Raw genomic sequence first — 26,559 nt, forward strand, 5'->3', positions numbered from 1 at the left:
TCCGTGTCAAATGGTTTGCGCGTTCTTTTGGCCGTTTTCGGGGCTTTACCGCACAAGATGCGTCCCGCGGTAGTAGGAAAGGCCGCCGTTTGCGTTGGTGACGGGATAGCCGCGGCTGTCCAGATATCTGGCCGCCATCATGCTGTGGCCCCCGTAAGCGCAGTAGACGATGATCCGGCGGCCGGCCGGGAGCAAATGCAGGCTCCATTCCAGCTCATCGACAGGGATGTTGACGGCGCCCTCCAGATGGCCTCTGGCAAACTCGTCCCGGCCGCGGACGTCCAAAAGGACGAAATCCCGCGGGCCGTTCAACATGGCCTCCAGCTGTTTCATGGAAATGTTCTGAAACATAGGTTCCTCCGCATGTCTTCTTTCCTTATTGTATTCGGGTTGCCCCGGACATGTTCCCGGCCTGTACGGAAAGACGGCAGGGAACATGTCCCTGCCGTCCGTCTGATTTCCGTTTTAGCGATCCTCTCTGCCGCAGTTCTCGCTGCTGTTTCTGCTGCTGTTTCTGGAAGAGTTGGAGCTTCCGTTTCTGCCGCAGTTGTCGCTGTTCATGTTTCTGGAGCTGTTGCTGCTGTTGGAGCTGTTCTTGCTGTTGGAACTGTTGCTTCCGTTTCTCATGCTGTTGTCCATATCGTAGCTGTTCTTATTCGCCATTTCAAATTCCTCCTAACTGGGTTTTCTTGACTACACCGTTAGTATGGCTGAAACCGGCCAAAATATGCATGCGTCCGTGACGCAGGTTATTGATGCATCAATTTTTTCAGCTTTTTTAAGCAGTGGTAAAACGCCGGAATCAGGAAGAGATCGGCGCAGATCCACGCTAACGGGCTTGCGATGCAGATCGGCAGATAGCCGAAGATCGGGACGAGGAAGAAGCCGACAAACGTCCTCGCCGCCATCTCGCAGACACCGGCCAGAATGGCGAAGGTGCTGAATCCCATGCCCTGAATGGCAAACCGTACCACGTTGACGAACACCAGCGGGATATAGAACATGCTGTTTCCGATTAAGAAGATGGACACCTGATCGATGATCTCAGTCTCCCCCGCATCCAGGAACAAAAGTGCAATGTATTTTCCGCCGAGCGCCAGCACTGCAAAGGCGATGACGGAATAGACGATGCCGATGATGGAAGCCATTTTTACGCCTTCCCGCACACGGTCCAGCTTTCCCGCGCCCACGTTCTGACCTGCAAACGTCGCCATGGTGCCGCCGAGGGCATCAAAGGGGCAGCAGAAGAACATGCTGACCTTATTTCCCGCCGAGACGGCTGCCACGGCCATGGAGCCCAGGGAATTGACGGCCGCCTGGAGAACGACGCTTCCGATGGCCGTGATGGAATACTGGAGCCCCATGGGAATGCCCATGGAACAGAGGATTTTCATCATATTCGGATCCGGCTTTTTCTCTTCTTCCGTCATTTTGAGCACCGGATAATGCTTAATCATGTACACCAGGCAGAGCAGGCCGGAGATTCCCTGGGAAACCACCGTCGCGTAGGCCGGCCCGTCGACGCCCATGCCCATCACAAGGATGGTGAAAACGTCCAGAAAGATATTCATGACCGACGAAAGCAAAAGGAAATAGACCGGCGTCCTGCTGTCCCCGAGGCTCCGGATGATTCCCGAGAGCATGTTGTAAAGGTAGGTGACAGGGATGCCGAGGAAAATGATAAATATGTAGTCATAGGCCCCCTGGATGATGTCCTCCGGCGTCTGCATCCACCGGAGAATGTCCATACAGAGCACGCCGACAACGGCCGTCATCACCACGGCAAAGGCCGCAGAAAGCCAGCCGGCGTTGGCCGTGAATTTCCTGAGCCCGTGGTAATCCCCGGCGCCGAACCGCTGCGCGATGGGAATTGCAAAGCCGCTGCACACGCCGATGCAGAAGCCGTTTATCATGAAATTGATGGAGCCGGTGGAGCCCACCGACGCCAGTGCTGAGACGCCGAGAAACTTCCCGACGACAATGGTGTCCACCATATTGTAAAACTGCTGAAACAAAAGGCCGAGTAACATCGGCACCGCAAAGCCCAGTATCAGCCGCATCGGGGAACCTGTTGTCAGATCCTTCATTTCGCTTCTTTCCATTGTTGTCTTTCCCCCTGTAAAACGCAAATTTGTAATCGACTGTTTATTATAAGGCGGCTGCTTCCAAATGTACATACGGCAAAACGCAGAAAAAATACGGCTTTCGCCCTTTTCTTTCGTGTAAAGGTGTGATATCATACGGATAGGGGCAAAACACGTTTTGTCCCCAACATCAAAACATGCAGAGTAGGCATGTGCGCGTTAAGTGTCGGTCAGACAGGGAGTTGCTGGCGGAACGAAAGTGGGCTTTGGCCCCTGCGGTGCATGTGCCGCATCCCGCTGCTTCAGAAGATATTCTTTTCTTATCTCCTGCTGTGGTCAGAATCTGCAAAGGAGGTTTTTTTATGCGAAAATTTCTCTCTTTGTTTACGGATTCCTACCGTGAATTCAGGCACGTAAACACCATCACCACCTGCGCCGTCTTCGGCGCCATGTCCGTTCTTCTCGGCTACTATTCCATCCGGGTAACTCCCTACCTGAAAATCGGCTTCAGCGCCCTGCCAAACGAACTGGTGGACTACCTGTTCGGCCCTGTGGTCGGCGCCCTGTTCGGCGGCGGCATGGATTTAATCAAGTTCATGTTAAACCCCACCGACGGCTTCAACCCCGGCTTCACCTTCACGGCCATGCTGGCGCCATTTATCTACGGCGTGTTCCTTTATAAGCGCCCATTGAGCCTCCCGCGGATGCTGGCAGCAAAATTTGTTGTCATCATCGTCTGCAACATCCTTTTGAACACGTATTTCCTGTCGCTCATAACGGGAAACGGGTACCTCGCCATGATGCCGCAGCGGATTATCAAAAACCTGGTTCAGTGGCCGGTGGATTCCCTCCTGTTCATCCTGGTTGCCCGTGCGTTGGAACGGGCCGGCGCCTTCCGGCTGATTCATAAATAAGAATGTATGCGAACAGCCCGCAGGGTTTTGATTCCTGCGGGCTGTTTCTGTATCCTTATATCCTTTTTCGGATGGGAGTTAATCTCCAAGTACGTTTACGATTTTATAAGGTGAGCGGTATGTCCAGTTGGAAATCGTGATGCCGATCCGCTCGTTGGAGGCATGCACCACCTGTCCGTCGCCGATGTACATGGCAACGTGGTTGATCCTGCTGCCGCTGCTGTAAAAGACAAGGTCGCCGGGGCGGATCTCTGCGGCACTGATGACGCGGCCGCATCCAGCCTGTCCGGCAGAAGAATGGGGAAGGCTCACGCCTGCGGAGTGCTTCATCACGTAGGCCGTAAAGCCGGAACAGTCAACGCCGCTGTTGGGGTTTGTTCCGCCATACACATAGCGGCCGCCCACAAACTGCTTGGCGTAGTTTACAAGCTCCTGCCTGCGGATCGCCGAGGTGTCCTTCACCTCTTCGGCCGTCTCAGCCACCGTCGCCGCCTGCACCGTGTTTAAGTAGCCCTCCGTCTCACCGACAGCAATTTTTACCCAGCTATCGTTTACAAGCTCAATTACCTGGTATGTATTTCCAGTGGAGGCCTCTCCGACCACTTCTGCTTCTGTATCCGGTTCAGCGAAAAGCTCCGGGTTCATTCCGTCTACCTTTACAAGAAGGGAGGAGCTTGTCTGATATCCCGGGCCCTGGCTGGCTTCCGCCGTCACAGAAGGCCCGCGTCCAACGGCGATTGCCGCGGCACAGAAACAGATCAGTCCCATGGTCTTCAAAAGTCCTCTTTTCATATAATCTCCTATTTATTACAAATCATTTTTAATTATTACGAATTTGTTAAATATGTTACGGTTATGATTATATTTTTAAATAGAGTTTTTGTCAAGGAAATTAAGGGATTTAATATTTTTTTAATGATTTGTTCTGCGCTTTATCGTTCTCCCGCTGGATAAGGAAATCCACTTCGTAAGGCGGGTTATTTTGGCTCCAATAGCGGGGCATGACTTCAAATTGAGGAATCAGCGTCTGCCGGACTCTTTCAGGAGCCAGGTCTTACCTACCTGGCGTACCCCCTTCAAGATTAAAGGCTTGCGGTAGGGAGAATTCTTCCAATCCAGCAGCTTTTTTAAAATCAATCGTTCCATCCAGTCACTCCTCACATTTTTATTGGAGTTTTCGGTTTCATAATCACACTTTTATATATATTTAGGGGGGAAATAATCACCGCAGCGAGTATCAGTCAAATGATAAACCTCCCATTCCTCATCCCCCATAAAACGCCCATCGGCTGCACTCCCCGGAAAAAACCGCAGGGTCTTTTCCGAAAAGCACAGCCGATGTATCGTCATCATGCGGCCTCTACTGCCGCATCCCTTTTATGAACCAGTAAATGAACGCAATCACAAGAATCGGCCCGGCGAACCGCATGAGAAGGGAGAAAATCCCGCCTACGATTCCCATGACAACCGACAGCACCAGGAAAAACAGAACCAGCAGCAGAAGCTTCCAGTACCATTTATTCAGGTCGATGTAATGGATATGGGAAAAGGGATCACGTTCCCGCCGTTCCTCATAGGGATTCTCGCCGCCCCTCTCCATGCGTACCTCCGGCCCTGTGGCCTCACCGGCGGCTTCGCAGGAGTCGATGATGGTTCTGGCGACGATTCTGGCGTCTCCGATCTCCGCCGTAATCTCATCCATCGTGCGGCCCTTTGCCATTTCCTGGGTAATGTAGGTGTTGTAGTAATTCAGGTTCTCCTGGATCACCGATGCCGGTACCTCTCCTGAGAGCGCCTCCTCGAGGCGCCTCAAAAACTCTTCTTTGCTCATGCAGCTCTCCTGTTATCTCCTATTCCATTTTCTCCTTGAGAATTCCGCCGCGGTAGGCCGCCACCAGCTCCTTTAAGTCTGCAATCTTGGCCGCCAGCTCTTTTCCCGTGTCCGTATCGGCCACCATGATGCGGTTCTTCATCTTTTCCACGATTGTGACCTTCGGCGTGTTCTCCTTGTTGGGCTCAAAGGGCTTGTGCTCGGCGAGGGCCAGGTGCCTGGAGTTGAAAATCAGCGTGTAGCCGGCAATACCGGTCTTCGGCTGGTAAGACTTCGACAGGCCGCCGTCGATGATGAACAGCTTTCCTCCGGCCTTTACAGGGCTTTCCCCATCCTTTAATTTCACCGGCACATGGCCGTTGATGATATGGGAGCCCTCCTCCGGGAGCCCAAATTCCTTCAGTATTTTATCACAGAACTCTTCCTTCGCGCTTAACTGGTAGTAAGGGTTCATGTTTTCCTTTGTAGCGGCCTTGTCGGCAATAAAATAGCTCTCGAAGGTCGTCATGTTATCCTTTCCGTAAAGCGGGGATTTCGGCCCGCACCACAAGTACCACATGAAATCGCGGTACCATTCCTTCGCCGAGTCTTCCTCCGGAAGGAAATATGCCATTTTTACGGCGTCGTCAATGAAATCCAGGAGCCGCTTTCCGGAGTAGACGATTCCGTTGATGCTCATCTCGTCAAACTCCCCGTTGGCCTTCATCGGGATGCAGCCATGATAAAGCAGGTTGGAATTGCAGCACTTGTACATGGCGCCGTGGGAGTAAATGAATTTGATGTGGCGGTGCAGCGTGCTGTTGTGCTTGAAGGAGAGCCAGAGGGTGTGAAGCAGCTCTTCTTCCTCCTTCGTAAGCTTTAACGGATCCTTGGGATCCACCGTCGGAAGCTGCATATCCAGCATCTTGTATTCCTTGCCGCGAACCTTCACGGTTCCTTTTTCAAAGTTGATATTCTTAATCAGAACCCGGTCATCCATGCCAAATTCGGGATGGCGGGCGATGGTCTGCCCCTCCACCTTGAACTGGATAACGGCAATGGCCTTGTGCATCTTGGCCGCCAGGCCGGGATCCACCGCGTCGTAAATGTTTTCGTCCAGAATCTTCGGCATGAAGCGCTCGCAGGGATCGTCCTTGTAAACCCTGGCTGCAAACATGGACAGCGGGCGCAGGTTGATGCCGTAGCCGTCCTCTAACAGGTCAAAGCAGTTATAGCGGATTGCAATCCGCAGCACGCTGCATATGCAGGCCAGGTTTCCTGTGGCGGCGCCCATCCATGAGATGTCATGGTTCCCCCACTGGATATCCACGTCGTGAAACTGCATCAGCTCGTCCATGATGATATCGGCGCGGGGGCCGCGGTCAAAAATATCTCCGATGATATGGAGATTGTCGATGGTTAAATTCTGGATCAGTTCGCAGAGGGCCACAATAAACTCAGCCCCCATCTCGATGTCGATGATGGAGCGGATAATCTCGTCGTAATAGACTTTTTTGTTGTCGTCATTATAATCGACGTGCAGCAATTCGTCAATGATGTAGGCGAATGCCGGCGGCATTTTCTTTCTCACCTTGGAACGTGTGTATTTGGAGGAAACCTCCTTGCAGATCCGAACCAGGCGGTAAATCGTAATCTTCTGCCAGTCCTCCGTGAATTTCTTTTCCCGCTTCACGCTGTGCAGCGCTTTTTCCGGATAATAGATCAGGTTTGCCAGGGCGATTTCCTCTGCCTCCGAGATCACATAGCCGAAGGTCTCTGCAATTTTTTCCCGGATGATTCCCGACGCACTCTTTAACAGATGGATGAATGCCTCGTACTCCCCGTGCAGGTCGCTGAAGAAATACTCGGTTCCCTTCGGAAGACCCTGGATGGCCGTCAGGTTGATGATCTCACTGGATGCCGCCTTCACAGTCGGATATTCCTTCGACAAAAGGCGCAGATACGCCAAATCTCTCATTTTGCTACCTCCCCTTGCATATGCCGGCAGATCCGTCTTTCCCCCAAAAGCCCCTGTTTTCTTCTGCCGGGAATTGCTTTTCTTTTGAATTTATAGTAACATATTCATATTTAAAAGACAACCTGGGAAAGGATCAGAGAGGAGATTTTTATGGACAGAGAGCTGATTTATGTCTTTGGAACCGGCAATGCCGCCGTGACAAAGCTTTATAATACATGCTTCGCCCTGAGAAACCAGGACGAATATTTCATGGTGGACGCCGGCGGCGGGAACGGGATCCTCCGGATACTGGAAAATATGGAGATCCCCCTCTCCAGAATCCACCATATTTTTGTGAGCCACGAACACACGGATCACATCCTCGGCATCGTCTGGATGGTGCGGATGATCGCCTCAAAAATGCGGCAGGAAGCCTATGAGGGCGACGCCTATATTTACTGCCATGAAGAATTGGTGGAGACTATCACCACCCTCTGCCGCCTGACGATCCAGAAGAAGTTTTTTGACATGCTGGAAAGCCGCATCCATCTCGTTCCCTTAAAGGACGGGGAGAAAAAGCAGATCCTCGATTACGAGGTGACATTTTTTGACATTCATTCCACGAAGGCAAAGCAGTTCGGCTTCACGCTTCTTTTAAACAACGGCCAGAAGCTGACGTTCCTCGGGGACGAGCCCTACAATCCGGCCTGCGAGGCGTATGTGCGCGGGACGGGGTGGCTGCTCCATGAGGCCTTCTGCCTCTATGCCGACCGGGATCTTTTTAAGCCATATGAAAAGCACCACAGCACCGTAAAAGAGGCCTGCGAGCTGGCGGAATCCATGGGCATACCAAATTTGGTACTATGGCATACCGAGGACTCCAACATCGCCGGCCGCAGGCGCCTGTACTTAAACGAGGGAAAGCGGTATTACAGCGGAAACCTCTATGTGCCGGAGGATGAGAGCCTGATTGCGCTGTAAGAGCGCAGGGCTTTCGGGCCGCCTACGCTTTCTGCTTTTTGACATCCTCTGCCGCAAGGATTAAGATTGTCGCAATAATCAGGCCAAAACCGGCCAGGTCAATGGCCTGAAACGGGACTTTGAGCCAGACGGCCGAGAGAAGCGTCGCCGCGATGGGCTCGACGCAGGCGTAGAGGCTGGCTTTCGACGGGCCGATGAGGCGGACGCCTGTCATGTAAAGGCTGAAGGCCGTCATGGTGCCGAGGACGATGATGGCTGCCATGGCAAGAAACAGCCCGGCATCGACGCTGACCGCGTACTGCCACGGCTTGAAAATCAGGCTTAATACGATGCCGCCGATGAACATGGCCCATGCCAGAAGATAGGCCGCCGGGAACTGCACCAGAAGGTTCTTGGGCTGGAGATTATAGATCACAACCGTACAGGCCGAGACGAGCCCCATGGTAAGGGCGCCGGGGGACACCGCAAGCTCGCCGGGGTTTCCGTGGGTAGCGATCAGGAAAATGCCGGCCACAGCCAGAAGGAGCGCTGAAAGCTCCGTCTTTTTCGGCGCACGCTTTTCCATGGCACAGACAAGCACCATGATGATGACGGGCGCAAGGTACTGGAGTACCGTGGCCGTTCCCGCATTCGACATTTCGATGGTCGCAAAATATGTATATTGGCAGAGCATCATGCCGGCGATCCCGTAAACCAGGATATCCACGGCATTCCGCCCCTTTTTCCAGATCCGGAAGGCCTTTTTCCTGTCTTTGATGATGAAATAGACAAGCATCAGGCTGCCGGCCGTCACGAGCCGAACCGGGACGAGCCACTTTGCCGTGACTCCGTGGTACTCAAACAGGTATTGCCCGCAGGCGCCGGAAAAGCCCCAGAGACAGCCTCCGAGGATGGTAATCAGCACGCCGAAAACATTCGTTTCTTCTTTATTCATATTGGTGTTTCTCCTGCTGTGTTTTTCAGGCGGTTTCGGCCGGCTTTTCGCCGGCCAAAACGTTCGCCTCTCCCATCATAATCGGCCTGCTTCCGTCTGTCAATGGCTTTTCCGTCAGGCGTCCAGCTCCTTTTTCCAGAGGCCGTGGAGATTGCAGTATTCGTAAACGGCAAGCGGCTTTTCCTCATCGCTTAAGGAAAAGACTGCGGCCGGTTCGTCGCCCGGCTTTAAGACGCGAAGATGGCCGCCGCGGGTCGTCTCCAGGTAGACCCATGTGATGAAATGGTCATCGGCCATTGGATGATCGTTTTCCCCGACGCGCACCTCCACAACATTTTTCCACGCCTTCACCACCGGCAGATGCTTTTCCACAGCCCCATCGGAGGTGTTGGCATGAAGCTTTTCATACGTCCCGCAGCCTGCATCTTCCTTTCCAAAGAGGACGAGGCAGATTCCATGGCATTCCTTGCACTGTAAAAAACGGCTCATGGCAATGTTCTCCTTTCCCGGCTTCCATGCCGGATTTTTGTTTTCGCAGAGCTTTCCTTATTGTCTGCATGTCCCCGGATTTTATTCGTGCTTGCAAACGGCGCCGTGCGAAGGTAAAATATTTCCTATCAGGACATGAGGAGGTTAATTTTTATTATGAAGAAATTTATGCTGCTCCACGGAGTCAATCACAATATGTTCGGAAAACGGAACCCGGAACAATACGGAACCATCACCTTAGACGAGATCAACGGCCGCGTGATGGCTCTGGCCGATGAATTAAACGTGTCGGTCACATGCTTTCAGACGAACAGCGAGGGCGCCATGGTCGACAAGATCCATGAGGCATATTTGGAAAAATATGACGGCGTTTTAATCAATGCCGGCGCATGGACCCATTACAGCTATGCAATTTCCGACGCGCTTGAGATGTTGGAATGCCCGATCATCGAGCTTCACATGTCCAACGTCCATAAGCGGGAGGAGTTCCGGCACCATTCCGTCATTTCGCCCATTGCCTCCGGCATCATCATCGGGCTCGGCGCCGACGTCTACACCCTGGGCCTCAGAGCCCTGGCTGACCGCACAAAAAATTAACGCGAGGGAGGGATCCTATGGCTATCAGGCCCTGGATTTTAAACGGTTCCACCACGGTCATCAAAAACCGCTGGATCAATCTTCATGCCGACGACTGTGAACTTCCCGACGGAACGAAGGTTTCTCCGTTTTATGTCAACTCAATCCCGGATTTCGTTGTGGCGGTGGCCGTCACCGAGGACGGGGATTTTATCTTTATCCGGCAGTACCGCCATGGCACAAAGCAGATTCTTCTGGAATTCCCGGCCGGCTGCATCGAGGAATCCGACCAGGATGCGGCGGCGGCCGTAAAGAGGGAGCTTCTGGAAGAAACCGGATATGCCGGCAATGAACCGGTGTTTCTCTGCAAGGTGGCGCCCAATGCCTCGAGCCTCAGCAACTTTGCCCACTGCTATCTTGTTACCGGCTGCCGCCGCGTAAAAGAGCAGGAGCTTGACGCCACCGAGGACATCGAGGTTGTTGTGCTCTCCGCCGCGGAAACGAAAAAGCTCATGGAAGAGGGCGGGCTCGTCCAGGCCGTCCATGTGGCTGCCATGTATTATGCCGAACGGCTTTTGAAGCTTTAAAAGAGGCTGGCTGCCCGCCGGCCCATAAGGAGTATAAGTATCATGAATAAACGTGAAATTTCCGAAATTAAGAAACAGTTCAAAAAAGACAACAACGCCATCACGCGGATCTGCGGCTGCTATGTGGATGCGGAAAAACAGATCCGAACGACGTTAAAAGAGGCGTTTTTTGCCCTCTCAGAAGAGGAAATCTATAAATACTACGAAATTTTTAAAAAGTCCATGTCCGGCTCCCTCGGGAAAAACCTTCACAACCTGGAGTATTCCATCCATGACGAAGGCGAGGACAGCGCCCACAGCCTGCTCATGAAGCTGCGGGCCGACAAGCTTTCCGACGACGGCGATGTGGACGCGTTCTACCAGAAGGTTATTGAAAATTATGATTACGGAGAGAATTATTACATTATCCTGATTCACAGCGCCTACGACATTCCCGGAAAGGCCTCTGACGGCGACGAGATGTTCGACGCCTCCGACGAGGTGTACAGCCATATCCTCTGCTGCATCTGCCCGGTCAAGCTTTCCGAGCCGGGCCTTTCCTACAACGAAACCACCAACAGCATCGAGGAGCGCGTCCGTGACTGGTGGGTGCAGGCGCCGATGACCGGCTTTTTGTTCCCGGCCTTCAACGACCGCAGCACCGATATCCACGGGCTTCTCTACTATTCCAAGAACCCAGAGGAGCTGCATCTGGAGTTTATCGACACCTGCTTAGGCTGCCGGCCGCCGATCTCCTTTAAGGCACAGAAAGAAGTGTTCCAGGAGATTTTAAGCGACACGCTGGGCGAGGAATGCGGCTACGAGCTAGCAAAACAGCTCCATGAAAATCTCGCGGAGCTTGCCGAGGAACACAAGGAAGACATGGAGCCGCTCCGGCTTGGCTCCTATGAGGTTCGCGGGCTTTTGGAGCGCAGCGGCGTGGAGACGGAGAAGCTGGAACGATTCGACAAGGTTTATGAGGAGACGGCAGGCGAAAACACCACGATTCTCGTGCCGGCCATTACAGGTTCCGGGAAATTTGCCGTGAAGACGCCTGACGTGGAGGTAAAGGTAAGCCCCGACCGTCTGGATCTCATCGAGACGCGCACGATTGAGGGGCGGAGATTCCTTTTAATCGCCGTGGAAGACAATGTGGAGGTCAATGGAATGCCGGTGAAGATGTGGGCCGGCGGGGATGAGGAATAACCCAAATCCCCTGCTTTCTTGCTTGACTTTCTCCGGATTCCGTGTAAGATTATCCATGGACATTTTCCTTGTCCGCACGACTATCAGAACAACAGGGGGAAACGAAAGATGGCCTTAGAAAATGATCTCGGGCGCGACGATATCAAAAAGCTTGTGTTCCGAATCGCGGTTCCGAGCATGCTGGCGCAGTTTGTCAGCGTTTTTTACAGCATTGTGGACAGGATGTACATCGGGAATATCCCGGAAGTCGGCAGCGTGGCCCTGGCAGGCGTCGGCGTCTGCGGGCCCGTTGTCACCATGGTGGGCTCGGCCGCCTTTTTAGTCGGCGTCGGCGGCTCGCCGCTTATGAGCATGAAAATGGGTGAGGGGAACCTGGCGCAGGCGAAGAAAATCCTCGCCAATTCCTTCCTGCTTCTGATCCTGTTTTCCGTGCTGATGGTTGCGGCCATTTTCCCGATCCGCGAGCCCATGCTGCGGATGTTCGGGGCCAGCGACACCACGTACCCCTATTCCAATACATATTTTTCCATCTACCTGGCAGGGACGTTCTTCGCCCTCATGTCCACCGGCATGAACCAGTTTATCATCTGCCAGGGCTTTGCAAAGACCGGCATGTTTTCCGTGCTGATCGGCGCGGTGTTAAACATCATCCTGGATCCCGTGTTCATCTTCCTTTTTGACATGGGTGTCGCCGGCGCCGCCATTGCGACGGTTCTTTCCCAGGTGGCAAGCTGTGTTTTCGTCCTTGCCTTCCTGTTCGGGAAGCAGGTGCCTGTAAAAATCACCTTCGGCGGATATGATTTAAAAATCATGCGGAAAATCCTTTCCATCGGCTTTACGCCGTTCATCATCATCGCCATCGACAACGTGATGATTATCGCCATGAATGCCGTTCTCCAGAATTACGGCGGGCCAGCAGAGGGCGATCTGCTCGTCACCTGCGCCACCATTGTCCAAAGCTTTATGTTAATCATCACCATGCCTCTCGGCGGCATCACCGGCGGGACGCAGACAATCCTGGCCTTCAATTATGGCGCGAACCAGCCGAACCGAGTGAAAGAAGCGCAGAAATACATTTTTATCCTGGCAGCCGGCTACACGGCACTCCTATTCGTCCTGGCGCGGACAGCCGCCGGGCCGCTGTTTGTGCGCCTGTTTACTTCCGACGCGTCCCTGGCTGAGGAAGCCATGTGGGCCATCCGCGTCTGTACTTTGTCCGTCATCCCGCTGGGCATCCAGTATGAGATTGTGGACGGCTTCACAGGCATCGGGCAGGTACGGCTGTCCCTGCCGCTTTCGTTTTTCCGAAAGCTCGTCTATTTCTCGGCTCTTTTCATCCTGCCGGCCATGTTCGGCGCAAAAGCGGCCTTTTACGCCGAGCCGCTTTCCGACGTGTTCGGGCCGCTGGCGTCCATCATCGTCTATCTGCTGGCCATGAAGCGGATTTTGAAAAAGCCGGCGATTCCTGTGGTGTAAAAAGGATCAATGCCTGAATATAAAAAACGCTGTCACCGTAAAAAGGGGCAGCGTTTTTTGCTGTTGAACAGGAAGCTTTGCTCCTCCGTTCTTTCTCAGATTCCTATTTCTGTCAGGCACTTGAAAATAATTTTTTCTAACAAATCATTATCTGATCTCGCCGACTGAATGCTTGCGTGAAGCATTTCATCGCCTGTTATTTCCGAAAAATCAAGCTCAAATCTACCATTATTTTTGCATAATTGCTCAATATAAATTCTTTGCGTTCGTCCATTTCCCTCACGAAATGGATGGATCATGTTTAACTCACCTAAATAATATGCCAAACGAATTGACATCTCTTTTTTATCGGTTATATCTGCTAAGTAATTTTCTCTCACTAATTTTCGATATAACTCATCAAATTGTGTTTCTATAAACGGTACCAAGCAAAACATTGTCCCTTTCGATATATCGACAGTTCTTATTTTTCCGGCCCACGAATAAACATCCTGGAAAAGATGTCTATGAATCGAGCAAAGATGTTTGATTGAAAAATCACCAGTAACGCCTTTATTATCAAGCTCTGCCTGGCGGACTGCTGAATAATCTCTTTCAGCATCACGTAATGTTTCAAGATCTCGAATATTTAATTTATTTCTTAAAACATTCGTACCCGGATAACAATACTTTCTATCGCAGCAGTCATCATAAAAATAATTATATTCTTGATCTTTCACGTTTTGCTTTGGATACACCGTACTTTTTATTTAACTCCGATATGGCCTCGGCCGATGAAATTCTTCCGGAAAGGATTCCAGCAACTCTATTTCGGCATTCGTTATCAAACTTCATATTTTCCATCCGAAAACTGGACTCGATACTGCTCACTTTTCTATCAACTGTCATACTTGTATCCGCTCTCCTTCCTATATGATCAGGAATGCTGTCTGTATAAGTATTATATCACAGGATTCACATAAATAATACTTATTTTTCAGGACGCAGACATGACAAAAAGGCAGTCCCCCTCCCGGCACACGCCGGAAAAAGGACTGCCTTTTCTATTTCTTCTATACAGCAAATCAATCGTCGTTCTCTTCGCTCTCCGTAACGGTGAACGTAAATCTCTTCCTTGCCATTTCGTCGCTTTCCAGATACTCATCGTAGGTAGTGATCTTGTCGATCAGCTTGCCGCCGATGATCTCCATGATCCGGTTGGCCGTGGTCTGGACGATCTGGTGGTCACGGGAGGAGAAAATCATGACGCCGGGGAATTTCTTCATGCCGTTGTTTAACGCCGTGATGGCCTCCATGTCCAGATGGTCGGTCGGCTCGTCGAGCAGCAGCACGTTGGCGCCGGAAATCATCATTTTCGACAGCATGCAGCGCACTTTCTCGCCTCCGGAAAGGACGCGCACCTTCTTCACGCCGTCCTCACCGGCAAACAGCATTCTTCCCAGGAAACCACGGACATACGTCACGTCTTTTTCCGGCGAATACTGGGTCAGCCAGTCTACAATCGTGTCATCGTTGGCAAACTCGGCGCTGTTGTCCTTGGGGAAGTAGGACTGGCTCGTGGTTAAGCCCCACTTGTAGCTTCCGGAATCCGGCTCCATCTCGCCCATGAGAATCTTAAAGAGTGTTGTCTTTGCCAGCTCATTGGGGCCCACAAGAGCCACCTTGTCCTCGCGTCCCAGAGTAAAGGAAATATTGTCTAACACCTTTACGCCGTCGATGGTCTTCGTGAGGTTTTCCACGGAGAGAACCTCGTTTCCGATCTCACGGAACGGGCGGAAGTCGATGTACGGGTACTTTCTGCTGGACGGCTTGATTTCGTCTAACTCAATCTTTTCCAGGGCGCGCTTTCTCGACGTCGCCTGCTTGGATTTGGAGGCGTTCGCAGAGAACCGCTGGATGAACTCCTGGAGCTCTTTGATCTTCTCCTCTTTCTTTCTATTTGCCTCTTTCATCTGGCGGATCATGAGCTGGCTGGACTCGTACCAGAAATCATAGTTTCCGGCATAGAGCTGGATTTTCCCGTAGTCGATGTCGGCAATCTGGGTGCAGACCTTGTTTAAGAAATAGCGGTCGTGGGAAACCACGATGACCGTGTTTTCAAAGTTGATTAAGAACTCCTCGAGCCATGCGATAGCGTCGAGATCCAAGTGGTTCGTCGGCTCGTCAAGAAGCAGGATGTCCGGGTTTCCGAACAGCGCCTGGGCCAAGAGCACCTTTACCTTCTGGGGGCTTGTCAATTCTTTTACCAGTTTATAGTGGAATTCTGTCTCTACGCCAAGGCCGTTTAACAGGTTTTCTGCGTCGGACTCGGCCTCCCATCCGTTCATGGAGGCAAACTCGCCCTCTAACTCGGCGGCCTTGATGCCGTCCTCGTCGGTGAAGTCTTCCTTCATGTAGATGGCGTCCTTTTCCTTCATGATATCGTAGAGACGCTTATTTCCCATGATGACCGTGTCAATGACCGGGAATTCGTCGTATTTGAAATGATCCTGCTGGAGGAAGGAAAGGCGCTGGCCCGGCGTCATGGCGATTTCACCGTTTGTCGGCTCAAGCTGGCCGGACAGGATTTTTAGGAAGGTGGACTTTCCGGCGCCGTTGGCACCGATCAGGCCGTAGCAGTTCCCTTCGGTGAACTTGATGTTGACATCTTCAAACAATGCTTTTTTTCCTACACGCAGTGTCACATTATTGGCACTTATCATTCTTTCTTCTCCTTTTTTATTCCACGAAGGCAAGGTGGGAAGCGGGGCATCCCACGAGCGCAATGCCGGACGCACCGGCCGAAAGCAACATCCCGGGCGCCGGGAACCCGCGGCGCGCTGACTCCCCGGCCAGCGGCATCCTCGCGGCCCAGGCCGCCACACCGCCGCACCAGCTCTCAGGCCGCAAAACGCTCAGGCCAGACGCACCGGCGCGCCATCTCCCCGGACGCACTGCCGCCGTCCTCACACCCGCATGCCTTCGGAATTTCTCCGTCAAAAAGAGGGGCTTTTCATTCCCCTCTGAAGTTACGCTCTTATTCTATTAGGAAATCCCTGATTTTGCAAGGGTTTTGTTTGTTTTTTCCTCTTTTCCTGCTGCCAAAAAGCCCTTCCGGCCAGCAAACGCCGCCGAAACCTCCCAAAACGGAAGGCCGCGGCGGCGTTTCACTCCGAAAACGATTATTTCTGCTCGTACAACTCAATGATGGCGCCGTCCTTGATAACAAAGGCAAGTCTTGCGCCGGGGCCGGCCTCCATGGGGCCGCAGATCACCTGATCCGCATCCTCGACGTAGTGCTCCAGGTTGTCCACCTTGTAAGCCACATGGGGATGATGGTGAAGGATTTCCGGGAACGGCGTCCCTTCCTCAAACTTCAGGTATTCGATCTTAAAATCATAATCGTCCACATTGCTGACCCAGAACTTCATGCCTTCGTTGTAGGTCATGCCGGGCTTTTTGTTTGTGATCGGGATCCCGATGTGCATATATTCTGCTGCCATAGCTTCTGCCCCTCTCTTATTTTTCTTTTCTATCTAAATAATACTCATAGGCCTCGGCCGCCTTGAAGTCCTCATGGACTACCTTGGCAACGGCCTCCGCCATCGCAAGCGGGTCTTCTGCCTGGAAGATATTTCTTCCCATGTCCACGCCTGCTGCCCCCTCGGAAACCGCACGGTAAACCATTTCAAGCGCCTCATTCTCCGGCACCTTCTTCCCGCCGGCCATGACAATCGGCACCGGGCAGGCCGCGACGACCTTTTCAAAGTCCTCGCAGTAGTAGGTCTTCACCATGTTCGCTCCAAATTCTGCTAACATTCTCGTTGCCAGCAGGAAAAATTTCGTCGTCCGCTCCATCTGCTTTCCGACTGCCACAACGCCGAGCGTCGGGATCCCGTAGCGGTTTCCCGCATCGATGGTCTTGCAGAGGTTGTCGATGGATGCCTTTTCACCAGGCGCCCCGATGAACGTCTGGACAGCCATGCAGGCAGCGTTCATGCGGATCGCGTCTTCCACGTCCACACCGATGACCTCATGGCTCATGTCGTCGTCAAGGACGCTGCTTCCTGCCGTCACACGCAGAGCCAGCGCCTTGTTGAAGGTCGGCGGAACGCAGGTGCGGATGGCGCCGCGCGTCGCCATGTACACGTCGATGGCCGGCGCCAGCTTCGGAACCACAAGATCCAGCCGCTCCAGCCCGGCCGTGGAACCCATGATGTAGCCGTGGTCAAAGGCCAGCATCACGGTGCGCCCGCTCTTCGGGTTAAAAATCCTGGAAAGGCGGTCTTTCATGCCCCAGTCGGCATGATCGTTCCCCTTCACATAAAAAAGCTGGTTTTCCTGTTTCACGTCCACATGATAATCCTTCGCCAGCTTGTTTCCGTCTTTATCTGCCACTTCTTTGCTCCCTTCCCCGCGCTGCCGGAGAAGCCCCCCGCCAGCGCGCTGTGTAATCCTTATTTCTTCAGATACGGCGTATTGCACGGAGCGTTCCAGTAGTGGAGAAGCTCATCGTCCATTCTTGCCATGAACATCTGGAAGCCGGCCTGCTCCTGAACCGTTAAAAGCTCGCCCACGTAATTTGCCACGATCTCGATGTTCTTTTCCTTAAGGAGCTGCTCGCATTTTCTGTAAATGATGAATAACTCCATGAGCGTCGTCGCGCCGGTGCCGTTTAAGATTAACATGACCTTCTCGCCCTCTTTGATGCTCAAGTCCTTTAACAGGGCGTTAATCATGATCTCGGCCGTCTCGTCTGCGGACTTCATCGGCTGGCGTCCGCCGCCGCCCTCGCCGTGCTGTCCCATGCCGATTTCCATCTCGTCTTCACCAAGGTCAGCCAGCATGCTGCCGGTGGACGGATGGGTTGCGCCGCGGACGGCAACGGCAAGCGTCGCCATGTTGTCGGCAAATTTCTGGGTGACTCTCGCCACCTCTTCCAGGCTCTTTCCTTCCGCTGCGGCTGCGCCTGCAATCTTATAAGTCGGGATACAGCCCACGAGGCCGCGCCTGTCGTCGCTGTTCTCTCTCGGCGCGTTGGCGATGTCCTCCTGGGTCACAACCTTCATGACGTTTAGCTTTTCCTTCTTGCACATCTTCATGGTGAGGTTTCCCGTCAGCATGTCGCCTGCATGGTTCAAAACGATGTAAAGCACGCCTTTTCCCTTGTCAGCCATCTTGATGGCGTCAAAGCAGGCCTGCGGGCCGGGAGCCGCAAACACGTCGCCGACAACGGAAATGTCTACCATGCCCTCGCCGACAAAGCCGCTGATGGCCGGTTCATGGCCGGAACCTCCCTGGGTCACGATGGTGACGCGGTCTGCGTCCTTTAACTGATTGTTGATAATCATCCGCTCATCCCCAAGGGTCACAAGATCCTTATTGGCTGCCGCAAAGCCCTCTAAAAGCTCCGGGGTCAGGTTATCCTGGGAATTGATGAATTTCTTCATTTTCATGGTCGTTTCCTCCTTCATTTATGTTCCCGGCCTTGCGGCCGTTTCGTTTCCGCTCCGATTAAGCCGAGAGCCCGCCGCAAATCCCCTCAAAAAACAGCGAGGTGCTGACGGCGCCGGCGTCGGGAGTCCCAATAGTCTCCTCTTTATAGCTTCTGGCTCGCCCGAATTTTGAGACGTACTGCTCGCTTTCCTTTGCGCCCTTTTTCGCCGCTTCCTTGGCCGCCTCAAGGATTTCATGGACATCGTCTCCCACAGCCTTTGCCGCCTCGACAGCCGGAATCAGGGCGTCCATCATGGTCTTGTCCCCGACCTTGGCCTTCGTGATGTCCTCCATAGACTCCAAAGACGCCGCAAACATGGCCTTTAACAGTTCCCCGTCAATTTCGTCCGCATCCTCCAACGGGCCTGCCAGGCCGCCGATCATGGTTCCGTAAAGCGGGCCTGCGCTTCCGCCGCTCACTGCCATGATATCCATTCCCAGATCATCGAGAAAATCGTACATGGAGGCGTCGTCCCATTCCTCCAGATCCTTTTTTATGATACCGGCAATTTTTCCGATGGTAACGCCGTGGTCGCCGTCCCCGAACCGGGAATCTATCTCACTTAAATAGTCGCGGTTCTCTATCCACAGCTCGGCTGCGCGGGAAAGCATTCCCTTGAGCCCTTCCTTTGTGATTGTCATTTTCGTCACCCCTTCCGAGCATGTTTCATTAGTAACCCTATCGTATCATTCTCTATCACACATGTCAATGTCCGAAGGCTATTTTTGTAATATCTCCGTATATTCCTCCACAATATTTGTGCTTAATGCACAAAAAAATAACACTCAAAAATATTTTAGCATTTTCGAGTGTTACATTTGTAACTTCTATTTTCTTTTCTATCGGGCATATCATCCGTTCTCCGCCATTTCGGCCGCCGCCTTTAAAATGTCCGCCGGTGCAATCAGATGGCGGATCAGCCCCGTCCGCAGGGCGCCGGTCAGGGCCTTGGGGCTCGTGTTGGCAGAACAGATCCCGACCACATGGGGCACCTGCCGCAGAAGCTCCAGCGGAATCTGGAGCGCGTAATCCGTATCGGAGTGGAAAATCCGGCCCTGGATATCCATGTAATAGTTTAAAATCTTTCCCACAGCCTTCTGTTCCCGGAGAATACTTCCGTACCTGGCCTCCGTAGCAAAATCCGGCACCGACGGGTAGTTTCCGATGTTGACGAGGGCCACCTCCAGATTCTCCCAGGTGCGCTTCATCATCTGGTAGCTTTCCAGCTCCTCAAAAATCTCCCGTTCCTGCTCTGAGGTAACGACAAAGGGCGCATAAAAATACTCCGGCGCACCGCCGCACTGGAGCGCGAAGACCCGCACCAGCTCATTGGAATGGTAGTTCCTGTTCCCGACGCCGCTGTTTCCGATGAGGGGACACACCTTTTTTGCAAGGCTCGAAACAGGCTCCTGCTTTTCCATGTAGGATACGAGATTTCCGATAATGTGGCCCCATCCGATTCCGTAATTGGACATGCTGAGCCCTTTCAGGTACCCGACGGCCGCTTCCGATACGGCATCGTTGGTTTCGTTGTCGTTGCCGCGGCCGGCCACGGCAGCCCCGCCCTGAATTCCAAACACGCTGCATGCCTGTTCCATAATCAGGCTTTCCTCCGGAAACGGCGGAAAAATTTCTATTTTCACGATCCCGGCCGTCTTGGCCTCCTTTAACATCCGGCTGATGAGCGGGCGGGAAACCTTATATTTCTTCGCTATTTCATTTTGTGTCATGTCCTGCTCGTAGTACATACGGGCAATGTCGGTCAGTTTCTGTAATTTGTTTTTGTCTGTGTTCATGCGGAGTTTTCCTGTAAAATTTTCTGTAACGACATTAAAAATATGCCGCCAGTCTCAGGTTTCCCCGGAACTGGCGGCCTCATTGCCTATTTGTTTTCTGTCAGATTAGAGCTTGCAGACGTTTACTGCACGGAGCTTCTGGCTGTTCTTCGGATCCTGCTCGGTATCGAACGTAACCTTCTGACCCTCTTCCAGAGTCTTGAAGCCCTCGCCTACGATTGCAGAGAAATGTACGAATACGTCATCTCCGCCGTTGTCGTTGGAAATAAAGCCGTAGCCCTTCTCAGGATTGAACCACTTAACTGTACCGTTGTTCATTTTGGTACCTCCATAATAAAAATTTATTTTCCGGACTACTTTCTAATAAAACTGCATTTTGGGCGTTTATTAAGAAACTCACATGCTTTTGCAATTCATCATAACAAGCTAATGACTTACAAAAACATGTGAGTTCAATAGTGCATCGGAATTAAGCTTAATGTATCACACTTTCCGGCAGGTGTCAATCCCCATTTGGCGGCTTTCTGCGGTGTTTTTCCGGGCCTGCCGCACACGGGTATGAAGCCGGAAAAGGGCGGCCGGTAAAGTCCCGCATCCATGCAGAAATATACCGGCACGCTTTTTTGTTCCTGCTTTAGTCTCCGATTTCTTCCGCCCGGTGGCAGGCAGCAAAATGTCCTGGCGCCACCTCGCGGAAAGCCGGGCGCGTCTCTCGGCAGACATCCGACGCATAGGGACATCTCGGCGCAAACGGGCAGCCGGCCGGTACTTTTAAAGGGCTCGGAAGCTCCCCGACCAGACGGATCCTGCGGTTGGCTCTCGCCCGTTTCGGATCGGCAACGGGACGGGCCGAAAGAAGTGCCTTCGTGTACGGGTGGATCGGGTGCTCATAAAGAGTGTCGCTCTCTGTCAGCTCCACCAGATTTCCAAGATACATAACGCCGATGCGCGTGCTGATGTAGCGCATCATGCTGAGATCGTGGGAGACAAACAAATACGTGAGCCCCATCTCATGCTGGAGATCTTCCAGCATATTGACAACCTGGGCCTGGATCGAACAGTCCAGAGCCGCGATTGGCTCGTCGCACATGATGAATTCCGGGTTCACGGTCAGGGCTCTTGCAATTCCGATTCTCTGGCGCTGGCCGCCGGAAAATTCGTATGGGAACTTCGCCATGTCGTCCTTTTTCATCCCCACCTTGTTTAGCAGGTACTCGATGCGGTCGCGGCGCTCGCCCTCCGGCATCCCGATCTGTTTTAAGGGTTCCTGCAAAATCTCTTCCACGTTCCAGAATGGATTCAGAGAAGAATAGGGATCCTGGAAAATGATCTGGATCTTATTCTGGAATTTTCTCATGTCCTTCGGCGTGGCCTTCGTGATATCAGTTCCTTTATAGGAAACCGTGCCGCCGGTCACGTCGTACATGCGGATCATAGTGCGGCCGAGGGTGGACTTTCCACAGCCGGATTCCCCCACAAGGCCGAAGGTCTCGCCCTTCATGATATCCATGGTGATCCCGTCAACCGCCTTGACATACTGGGGCTTTCCTCCGAGGAAACGCTTCACGGGAAAATATTTTTTCAAGTCCCTGACTTCAAAGAGTTTTTCCGTATCCATTTAGTTTCCTCCTTCCGTTTTTTCCGGCGCGCACATATGGCACATGGCCTGATGGGTCTGCGAAAACGTATGGTAAGCCGGAAGCTCTCTGCGGCACTTCTCTTCGGCATACTCGCAGCGTTCCGCAAACGGGCAGCCGGCCGGCGGGTTTATGAGAGAAGGCGGGAGGCCTTCGATAGCCTGGAGCCTCTCCCCTTCCTTTAATTCCGTGGACGGGATTGCCCTTAAAAGCGCCCTCGTATAGGGGTGCTTCGGATCATAAAAGATTTCGTCTGCCGTTCCTGTTTCCATAATCAGGCCGCCGTACATGATGGCAATCCTCTGGCAGACCGTCGCCACAACGCCCATGTCATGAGTAATCAGCACGATGGACGTGTGGTACTGTTCTTCCAGCTCCTGAAGGAGATCAAGGATCTGGGCCTGGATCGTCACGTCCAGAGCCGTCGTCGGCTCGTCGGCGATCAGAAGTTTTGGGCCGCACGCGAGGGCCATGGCAATCAGAACCCTCTGGCGCATACCGCCGGAAAATTCGTGCGGATACTGTTTTAATCTGGAGGGCGGGTCGGGAATCCCCACCTTGTCCAGCATTTCTATGGATTTCTGACGGATTTCTTCTTTGTTTTTCAGTCCCAGGTTCCGTTTCAGCACCTCTTCCATGTGCTTTCCGACGGTCATCACGGGATCAAGTGCCGTCATCGGATCCTGGAAAATCATCGTCATGTCTTTCCCCCGCAGCCTGCGGTATTCATCTTCGGAAAGAGACGTCATTTCCGTACTGAGGAGCTTCAGGCTGCCGGCCTTTATGGAAGCGTTTTCCGGCAGGATGCCGAGAACCGCCTTCATGGTAACGGATTTTCCGGAGCCGGATTCGCCTACAATCCCGAGGATCTCTCCCGGGTAAACATCAAGGTTCACACCGCGCACGGCCCGGATTTCCTGTCCTCTTGCATGGAAGGTCACGTTTAAATCCCGGACCTCCAGTACCTTTTCTCTGCTATCAGCCATCTTTCTCACCTGCCTGTACTCTTGGTTCTACGAATACACGCAGAACGTCTCCAAGTTTATTAAAGGAATATACGGTTAAAATAATCAGCACACCGGGAAGAACCGCCATGTAAGGCGCCATCTGGAGATACTGCTGTGCCTGCTGGAGAAGAGAGCCCCAGGAAGACATGGGCTGCTGGATTCCAAGTCCCAGGAAGGAAAGGGACGACTCCGTCATGATGGCACTGGCAATGGCCGCCGTCGCCGCCGTGATGATCGTCGGGAACACGGACGGCAGCACATGCTTTAACATGACCGTCATGGAGCTGACGCCAATGAATTTTGCATACTGTACATACTCCCGCTCCTTCGAGCTTAACACCTCCGACCGCACCAGACGCGCAATAGGCATCCAGGAAAAAATACCGATGACGAAGATGATGGAAAAAAGGCCTTTCTTAAAGAAAATGCTGACAACCGTCACCATAACGATCCACGGGATTGACTGGAACACGTCCACGATACGCATCAGAAGGCTGTCCACGACCCCGCCGAAATATCCGGCCACCGTTCCCACAAAGACCCCCAGGACAATGCAGGTCAGCATGGCGAGGACGCCTACCACGAGGGAGACGCGGCCGCCGTAGAGGACGCGGGCAAAGTAGTCGCGGCCCATGTTGTCCGTGCCGAACCAGTGAGCCATGCTCGGCCCCTGAAGCTTATTTGCAACGTCGATGCCGTCCGGATCCAGCCCGGGAACAAAGACGACAAAAATACTTATGAGAATCACCGCGATCAGGTAAACAGCGGCAAACATGGCCTGCCTGTTGTGCTGAAACTCGTAAATGACGTTCTCAACTCTTCGGTTTCTTTTTTTCTTTTTGTTCTTTTCTGTTTGACTGCTCATATTCCCAGACCTCCCTACTGCATGGATTTAATTCTCGGATCCACAATGCAGTAAAGGATATCCGAGAGAAGGTTTCCGAGAATCACAAGGCTGCTGGAGAGCACCAGGATTGCCATGACAATCGGGTAATCCATTCCCTGCACAGCCTTTACAAAGTAGTTTCCGATTCCCGGCCAGGAAAAGACCGTCTCTGTGATGACGGCGCCTGTCACAAGCTGCGGAAGTGCCATGCCAAGCTTGGTAATCAGCGGGATCATGACATTCCTGGCGACATGGTGGAACAGGATTTCCGCCTTTTTCGCACCGAAGGCCTTCTGGACAATGACATAGTCCTCTTTGAGCTGCCCAATGGCCGAACCGCGAACGAAACGAGTCAGATCCGGAAGGAAGCCGACCGTCAGGGTCACATACGGAAGAACCAGGTGGCGTAAGAAATCCCCGAGGGAATTGTCTCCGACCGTGTGCATTCCCATGATCGGCAGCCAGTTTAAGACAAAGCCGAAGGTATAGATTAAAATCATGGAAAACCAGAAGGTCGGCATGGAAATCCCGATGGAACAGAGACCGTCAATGATCTTGTCCGCCCATTTGTTTTTGCTGCTTCCGGAAAGGAGTCCCAGGACGATGGAAAGCAGGTAAGCCGTCGCATAGGACGGGAGAACCAGCTTAATCGTGTTGGGGATCCGGATCAGCAGATCGTATTTGATGCTGGTATGGGAAAGCAGGGAATATCCGAAATTGCCGTGCAGAATGTTGTTGAACCAGCGAAGATACTGGACATAAACCGGATCGTTCAGGCCGTAGGCCTCTCTTCTCGCCTCGATTTCCGCTGCACTCATGTCCGGCGTCGTGATCGCGTCGACGGCATCATAGGGCGCCAGATTTATCATCGTAAAGCAGATCACGGTAATTAGGATCAGAAGCGGAATGGCCTGAGCAATACGCTTGATGATATATTTCAGCATACTTTCTCCTATCAAACAGAATTACCATGCCGCACCGGTTGGCGCCCATGGTAATTCGTCCGTATTTTCTCTGAAGGCGCCGCTCCGCCGAATGAGAACGGGGAGCGGCGCATTGTTTTTGTGCCGAATGGATTGCCTACTCGTTAATGGTAAGCTTGGAAGCGTCCTTGATGGAATAGATCGGAACAAGTCCGGCCTCTTCCACGTTTCCGATTCTGGAATTGACGATCAGCGTCTTATAGTTGGAACCGATGGGGTAGAAAATCGCCTCGTCCTGGATCTTTTTCTGGATCTCTGCGTACAGCGGCTTTCTTGCCTCGGTGTCCGTAACCATGTCTGCCTCTGTCCAGAGTGCGTCGATTTCCGTATTGCTGCATCTCGTGTAGTTTTCCTTCTCCGTGGAGAACAGGGAGGAGTATGCATTGGGGTCGATACCCATGACATATCCGTTTAAGAACAGGTCAAAGCTTCCGTCCGTAGTATCCATGTAGGAATTGAAGTATGCGGCAAACTCCATGCCGTTTAAGGTCACGTTGATGCCGATTTCCTTTAAGGAAGCCTGGATGGCAAGGGCCATTCTCTCCTGAACGCCGTCAGCCACGTTGTAAAGAAGCGTCAGCTCGGTCGGGCCGCCTGCCGTCAGCTCTTTTGCCAGCTCCAGATCCTGCTCATACTTTTCCACGTCTTCGGTGTAGTATTCGTTGATCGGCGGAAGGAAGGTGTAATCCAGCTGGTAAAGCTCCGGATCGGAGTAGGCAGCCATCATGATTTCGTTTCTGTCAAGGGCATGCATGATTCCCTTTCTGTAATCCATATCCTTCATGTTCTCGGATACGGAATTCAGCATCATGTAAGCCACACGGCCCTCGGAATAGTTGTAAATGTTGAAGTTTTCATTATTCTGGTACGGAAGCATCTGCTCTGCCGCGGATGCAACCCATGCATCGACTTCACCGCTCTGAAGAGCCAGGGTTGCCGTGTCGTCCTTCTCGATGACCCGGTAAACGATGTTATCGATGTTGGCTTCTCCAAGAACGTAGTTGGGGTTTTTGGAGAAGGACAGGTACTGGCCTGTCATGTATTCGTCCAGGACATACGGGCCGGCGCCCACCGGGGTCTCCTCCAGCATGTTCACGTCAAAAGTCCCCTTCGGCTCAAAGAAATGCTGCGGAAGAATGAATAACTCCGCGGAAAGAAGCTCGAAGGCAGATGCAGACGGCGCCGGAAGCGTAAAGGTAACGGTTGTCTCATCCGTCGCTTCAGCCACAATCGGCTCTCCGTTTACATAGAGGGACGGGCTGTTCTCATGGTGTGCATTGATGGTGAAGACCACGTCGTCTGCCGTCAGCGGCTCGCCGTCCGACCATTTTAAGTCGGGTTTCAGCTTGCAGGTCCAGACGGTGCCGTCCTCGTTGGATTCCATGCTCTCTGCAAGAATATAGTCAACGGAACCGTCCAAGTTGATAAAATATAACGGTGCATACAGCATTTTGCTTGCCATCAGGCCGTAGCGGTCGTCTGCCGTAAGCGGATTTAAGGTGTTTCCGGTGTCGCCGCCGATGGCGTAGGTGAAGGTTCCGCCTGCGGAAGCGGATGTTCCGGCAGCTTCTGTGGACGCAGCAGTATCCGTGGTTCCGGCTGCCGTGGTTTCTGTGCTCTCTGCTGCCGCTGTCGTGGCCGGTGCTTCCTCTACCACGGCGCCGCCGCAGCCGCCGAGAAGCGAAGCAGCCAGGCACATGGCCGCCAGGGCTTTCCATGCGTGTTTTCTCATAACTGTTCCTCTCCTTGTGTATAAATAATGTAAAAATTTTCCCCAAAAA

General features: G+C 52.7%; 27 protein-coding genes. 6 read left to right on the plus strand and 21 right to left on the minus strand.

Annotated features, from left to right (window positions below; genetic code table 11):
• Positions 1-45: 45 nt before the first annotated feature.
• The 3 genes from KE531_06625 to KE531_06635 form a co-directional block, all read right to left on the minus strand.
• The gene (locus KE531_06625) at positions 46-351 is read right to left on the minus strand and encodes a rhodanese-like domain-containing protein (protein MBR9953296.1); all 306 of its coding nucleotides are present in this window, start codon (positions 349-351) and stop codon (positions 46-48) included.
• A 114-nt stretch (positions 352-465) separates the two neighbouring features.
• Positions 466-663 (minus strand): hypothetical protein, encoded by a 198-nt coding sequence (locus KE531_06630; GenBank protein ID MBR9953297.1) that lies wholly within the window; start codon positions 661-663, stop codon positions 466-468.
• A gap of 86 nt (positions 664-749) precedes the next feature.
• The gene (locus KE531_06635; protein MBR9953298.1) at positions 750-2,102 is read right to left on the minus strand and encodes an MATE family efflux transporter; all 1,353 of its coding nucleotides are present in this window, start codon (positions 2,100-2,102) and stop codon (positions 750-752) included.
• A gap of 344 nt (positions 2,103-2,446) precedes the next feature.
• Between KE531_06635 and KE531_06640 the strand changes: the two genes are divergently transcribed.
• Positions 2,447-2,998 carry a folate family ECF transporter S component gene (locus KE531_06640; protein MBR9953299.1) on the plus strand — a complete coding sequence of 184 codons (552 nt, stop codon included), beginning with the start codon at positions 2,447-2,449 and terminating at the stop codon, positions 2,996-2,998.
• Positions 2,999-3,076: 78 nt separating this feature from the next.
• Here KE531_06640 and KE531_06645 read toward each other — a convergent pair whose 3' ends face one another.
• The 3 genes from KE531_06645 to KE531_06655 all read right to left on the minus strand — a co-directional run bounded on the left by KE531_06645 (position 3,077) and on the right by KE531_06655 (position 6,786).
• Positions 3,077-3,643 carry a C40 family peptidase gene (locus tag KE531_06645; protein MBR9953300.1) on the minus strand — a complete coding sequence of 189 codons (567 nt, stop codon included), beginning with the start codon at positions 3,641-3,643 and terminating at the stop codon, positions 3,077-3,079.
• Positions 3,644-4,358: 715 nt separating this feature from the next.
• Positions 4,359-4,829, minus strand: a complete 471-nt coding sequence (locus tag KE531_06650) for a hypothetical protein (GenBank protein ID MBR9953301.1) — start codon at positions 4,827-4,829, stop codon at positions 4,359-4,361.
• A gap of 19 nt (positions 4,830-4,848) precedes the next feature.
• Positions 4,849-6,786 carry a fructose-1,6-bisphosphatase gene (locus KE531_06655; protein ID MBR9953302.1) on the minus strand — a complete coding sequence of 646 codons (1,938 nt, stop codon included), beginning with the start codon at positions 6,784-6,786 and terminating at the stop codon, positions 4,849-4,851.
• Between the two features lie 150 nt (positions 6,787-6,936).
• Between KE531_06655 and KE531_06660 the strand changes: the two genes are divergently transcribed.
• Positions 6,937-7,746, plus strand: coding sequence for an MBL fold metallo-hydrolase (locus KE531_06660; protein ID MBR9953303.1), 810 nt, complete (start codon positions 6,937-6,939; stop codon positions 7,744-7,746).
• Between the two features lie 22 nt (positions 7,747-7,768).
• Here KE531_06660 and KE531_06665 read toward each other — a convergent pair whose 3' ends face one another.
• Both KE531_06665 and KE531_06670 read right to left on the minus strand, forming a co-directional pair.
• Complete coding sequence (locus KE531_06665) at positions 7,769-8,680, minus strand: EamA family transporter (GenBank protein ID MBR9953304.1); 912 nt, start codon at positions 8,678-8,680, stop codon at positions 7,769-7,771.
• A gap of 114 nt (positions 8,681-8,794) precedes the next feature.
• Positions 8,795-9,169 carry a desulfoferrodoxin gene (locus tag KE531_06670; GenBank protein MBR9953305.1) on the minus strand — a complete coding sequence of 125 codons (375 nt, stop codon included), beginning with the start codon at positions 9,167-9,169 and terminating at the stop codon, positions 8,795-8,797.
• A gap of 156 nt (positions 9,170-9,325) precedes the next feature.
• Between KE531_06670 and aroQ the strand changes: the two genes are divergently transcribed.
• The 4 genes from aroQ (at position 9,326) to KE531_06690 (ending at position 12,993) form a co-directional block, all read left to right on the plus strand.
• Complete coding sequence (gene aroQ / locus KE531_06675) at positions 9,326-9,766, plus strand: type II 3-dehydroquinate dehydratase (GenBank protein MBR9953306.1); 441 nt, start codon at positions 9,326-9,328, stop codon at positions 9,764-9,766.
• Positions 9,767-9,783: 17 nt separating this feature from the next.
• Positions 9,784-10,332 carry an NUDIX hydrolase gene (locus KE531_06680; GenBank protein ID MBR9953307.1) on the plus strand — a complete coding sequence of 183 codons (549 nt, stop codon included), beginning with the start codon at positions 9,784-9,786 and terminating at the stop codon, positions 10,330-10,332.
• A gap of 42 nt (positions 10,333-10,374) precedes the next feature.
• A complete protein-coding gene (locus KE531_06685; GenBank protein ID MBR9953308.1) occupies positions 10,375-11,517 on the plus strand; it encodes a DUF4317 domain-containing protein in 1,143 nt (380 codons plus the stop codon).
• Between the two features lie 108 nt (positions 11,518-11,625).
• Positions 11,626-12,993 carry an MATE family efflux transporter gene (locus KE531_06690; protein MBR9953309.1) on the plus strand — a complete coding sequence of 456 codons (1,368 nt, stop codon included), beginning with the start codon at positions 11,626-11,628 and terminating at the stop codon, positions 12,991-12,993.
• Between the two features lie 95 nt (positions 12,994-13,088).
• Here KE531_06690 and KE531_06695 read toward each other — a convergent pair whose 3' ends face one another.
• The 13 genes from KE531_06695 to KE531_06755 all read right to left on the minus strand — a co-directional run bounded on the left by KE531_06695 (position 13,089) and on the right by KE531_06755 (position 26,510).
• Entirely contained in the window at positions 13,089-13,712 is a 624-nt protein-coding gene (locus KE531_06695) for a Fic family protein (protein MBR9953310.1), read from the minus strand.
• Positions 13,713-14,057: 345 nt separating this feature from the next.
• A complete protein-coding gene (locus KE531_06700) occupies positions 14,058-15,695 on the minus strand; it encodes an ATP-binding cassette domain-containing protein (protein ID MBR9953311.1) in 1,638 nt (545 codons plus the stop codon).
• 459 nt (positions 15,696-16,154) lie between these two features.
• Positions 16,155-16,475 (minus strand): hypothetical protein, encoded by a 321-nt coding sequence (locus KE531_06705; GenBank protein MBR9953312.1) that lies wholly within the window; start codon positions 16,473-16,475, stop codon positions 16,155-16,157.
• Positions 16,476-16,491: 16 nt separating this feature from the next.
• Complete coding sequence (gene lsrF / locus KE531_06710; protein ID MBR9953313.1) at positions 16,492-17,370, minus strand: 3-hydroxy-5-phosphonooxypentane-2,4-dione thiolase; 879 nt, start codon at positions 17,368-17,370, stop codon at positions 16,492-16,494.
• 59 nt (positions 17,371-17,429) lie between these two features.
• Positions 17,430-18,428 carry a dihydroxyacetone kinase subunit DhaK gene (locus KE531_06715; GenBank protein MBR9953314.1) on the minus strand — a complete coding sequence of 333 codons (999 nt, stop codon included), beginning with the start codon at positions 18,426-18,428 and terminating at the stop codon, positions 17,430-17,432.
• A 58-nt stretch (positions 18,429-18,486) separates the two neighbouring features.
• The gene (locus KE531_06720) at positions 18,487-19,110 is read right to left on the minus strand and encodes a DAK2 domain-containing protein (protein MBR9953315.1); all 624 of its coding nucleotides are present in this window, start codon (positions 19,108-19,110) and stop codon (positions 18,487-18,489) included.
• A 210-nt stretch (positions 19,111-19,320) separates the two neighbouring features.
• Positions 19,321-20,265: a transcriptional regulator gene (locus KE531_06725; GenBank protein ID MBR9953316.1), complete on the minus strand. Its 945-nt coding sequence runs from the start codon at positions 20,263-20,265 to the stop codon at positions 19,321-19,323.
• Positions 20,266-20,370: 105 nt separating this feature from the next.
• Entirely contained in the window at positions 20,371-20,583 is a 213-nt protein-coding gene (locus KE531_06730; GenBank protein ID MBR9953317.1) for a cold-shock protein, read from the minus strand.
• 316 nt (positions 20,584-20,899) lie between these two features.
• A complete protein-coding gene (locus tag KE531_06735) occupies positions 20,900-21,883 on the minus strand; it encodes an ABC transporter ATP-binding protein (protein ID MBR9953318.1) in 984 nt (327 codons plus the stop codon).
• A complete protein-coding gene (locus KE531_06740; GenBank protein ID MBR9953319.1) occupies positions 21,884-22,888 on the minus strand; it encodes an ABC transporter ATP-binding protein in 1,005 nt (334 codons plus the stop codon).
• Positions 22,881-23,774 (minus strand): ABC transporter permease, encoded by an 894-nt coding sequence (locus tag KE531_06745; GenBank protein MBR9953320.1) that lies wholly within the window; start codon positions 23,772-23,774, stop codon positions 22,881-22,883. The genes KE531_06740 and KE531_06745 overlap by 8 nt, the downstream gene beginning before the upstream one ends.
• Before the next feature lie 14 nt (positions 23,775-23,788).
• On the minus strand, positions 23,789-24,739 hold the full coding sequence (locus KE531_06750; GenBank protein ID MBR9953321.1) for an ABC transporter permease: 951 nt from the start codon (positions 24,737-24,739) through the stop codon (positions 23,789-23,791).
• A gap of 136 nt (positions 24,740-24,875) precedes the next feature.
• Positions 24,876-26,510, minus strand: a complete 1,635-nt coding sequence (locus tag KE531_06755) for an ABC transporter substrate-binding protein (protein MBR9953322.1) — start codon at positions 26,508-26,510, stop codon at positions 24,876-24,878.
• Positions 26,511-26,559 lie beyond the last annotated feature (49 nt).

The organism is Eubacteriaceae bacterium Marseille-Q4139 (assembly GCA_018223415.1).
In the GTDB taxonomy this organism is placed as follows: Bacteria; Bacillota; Clostridia; order Lachnospirales; family Lachnospiraceae; genus CABSIM01.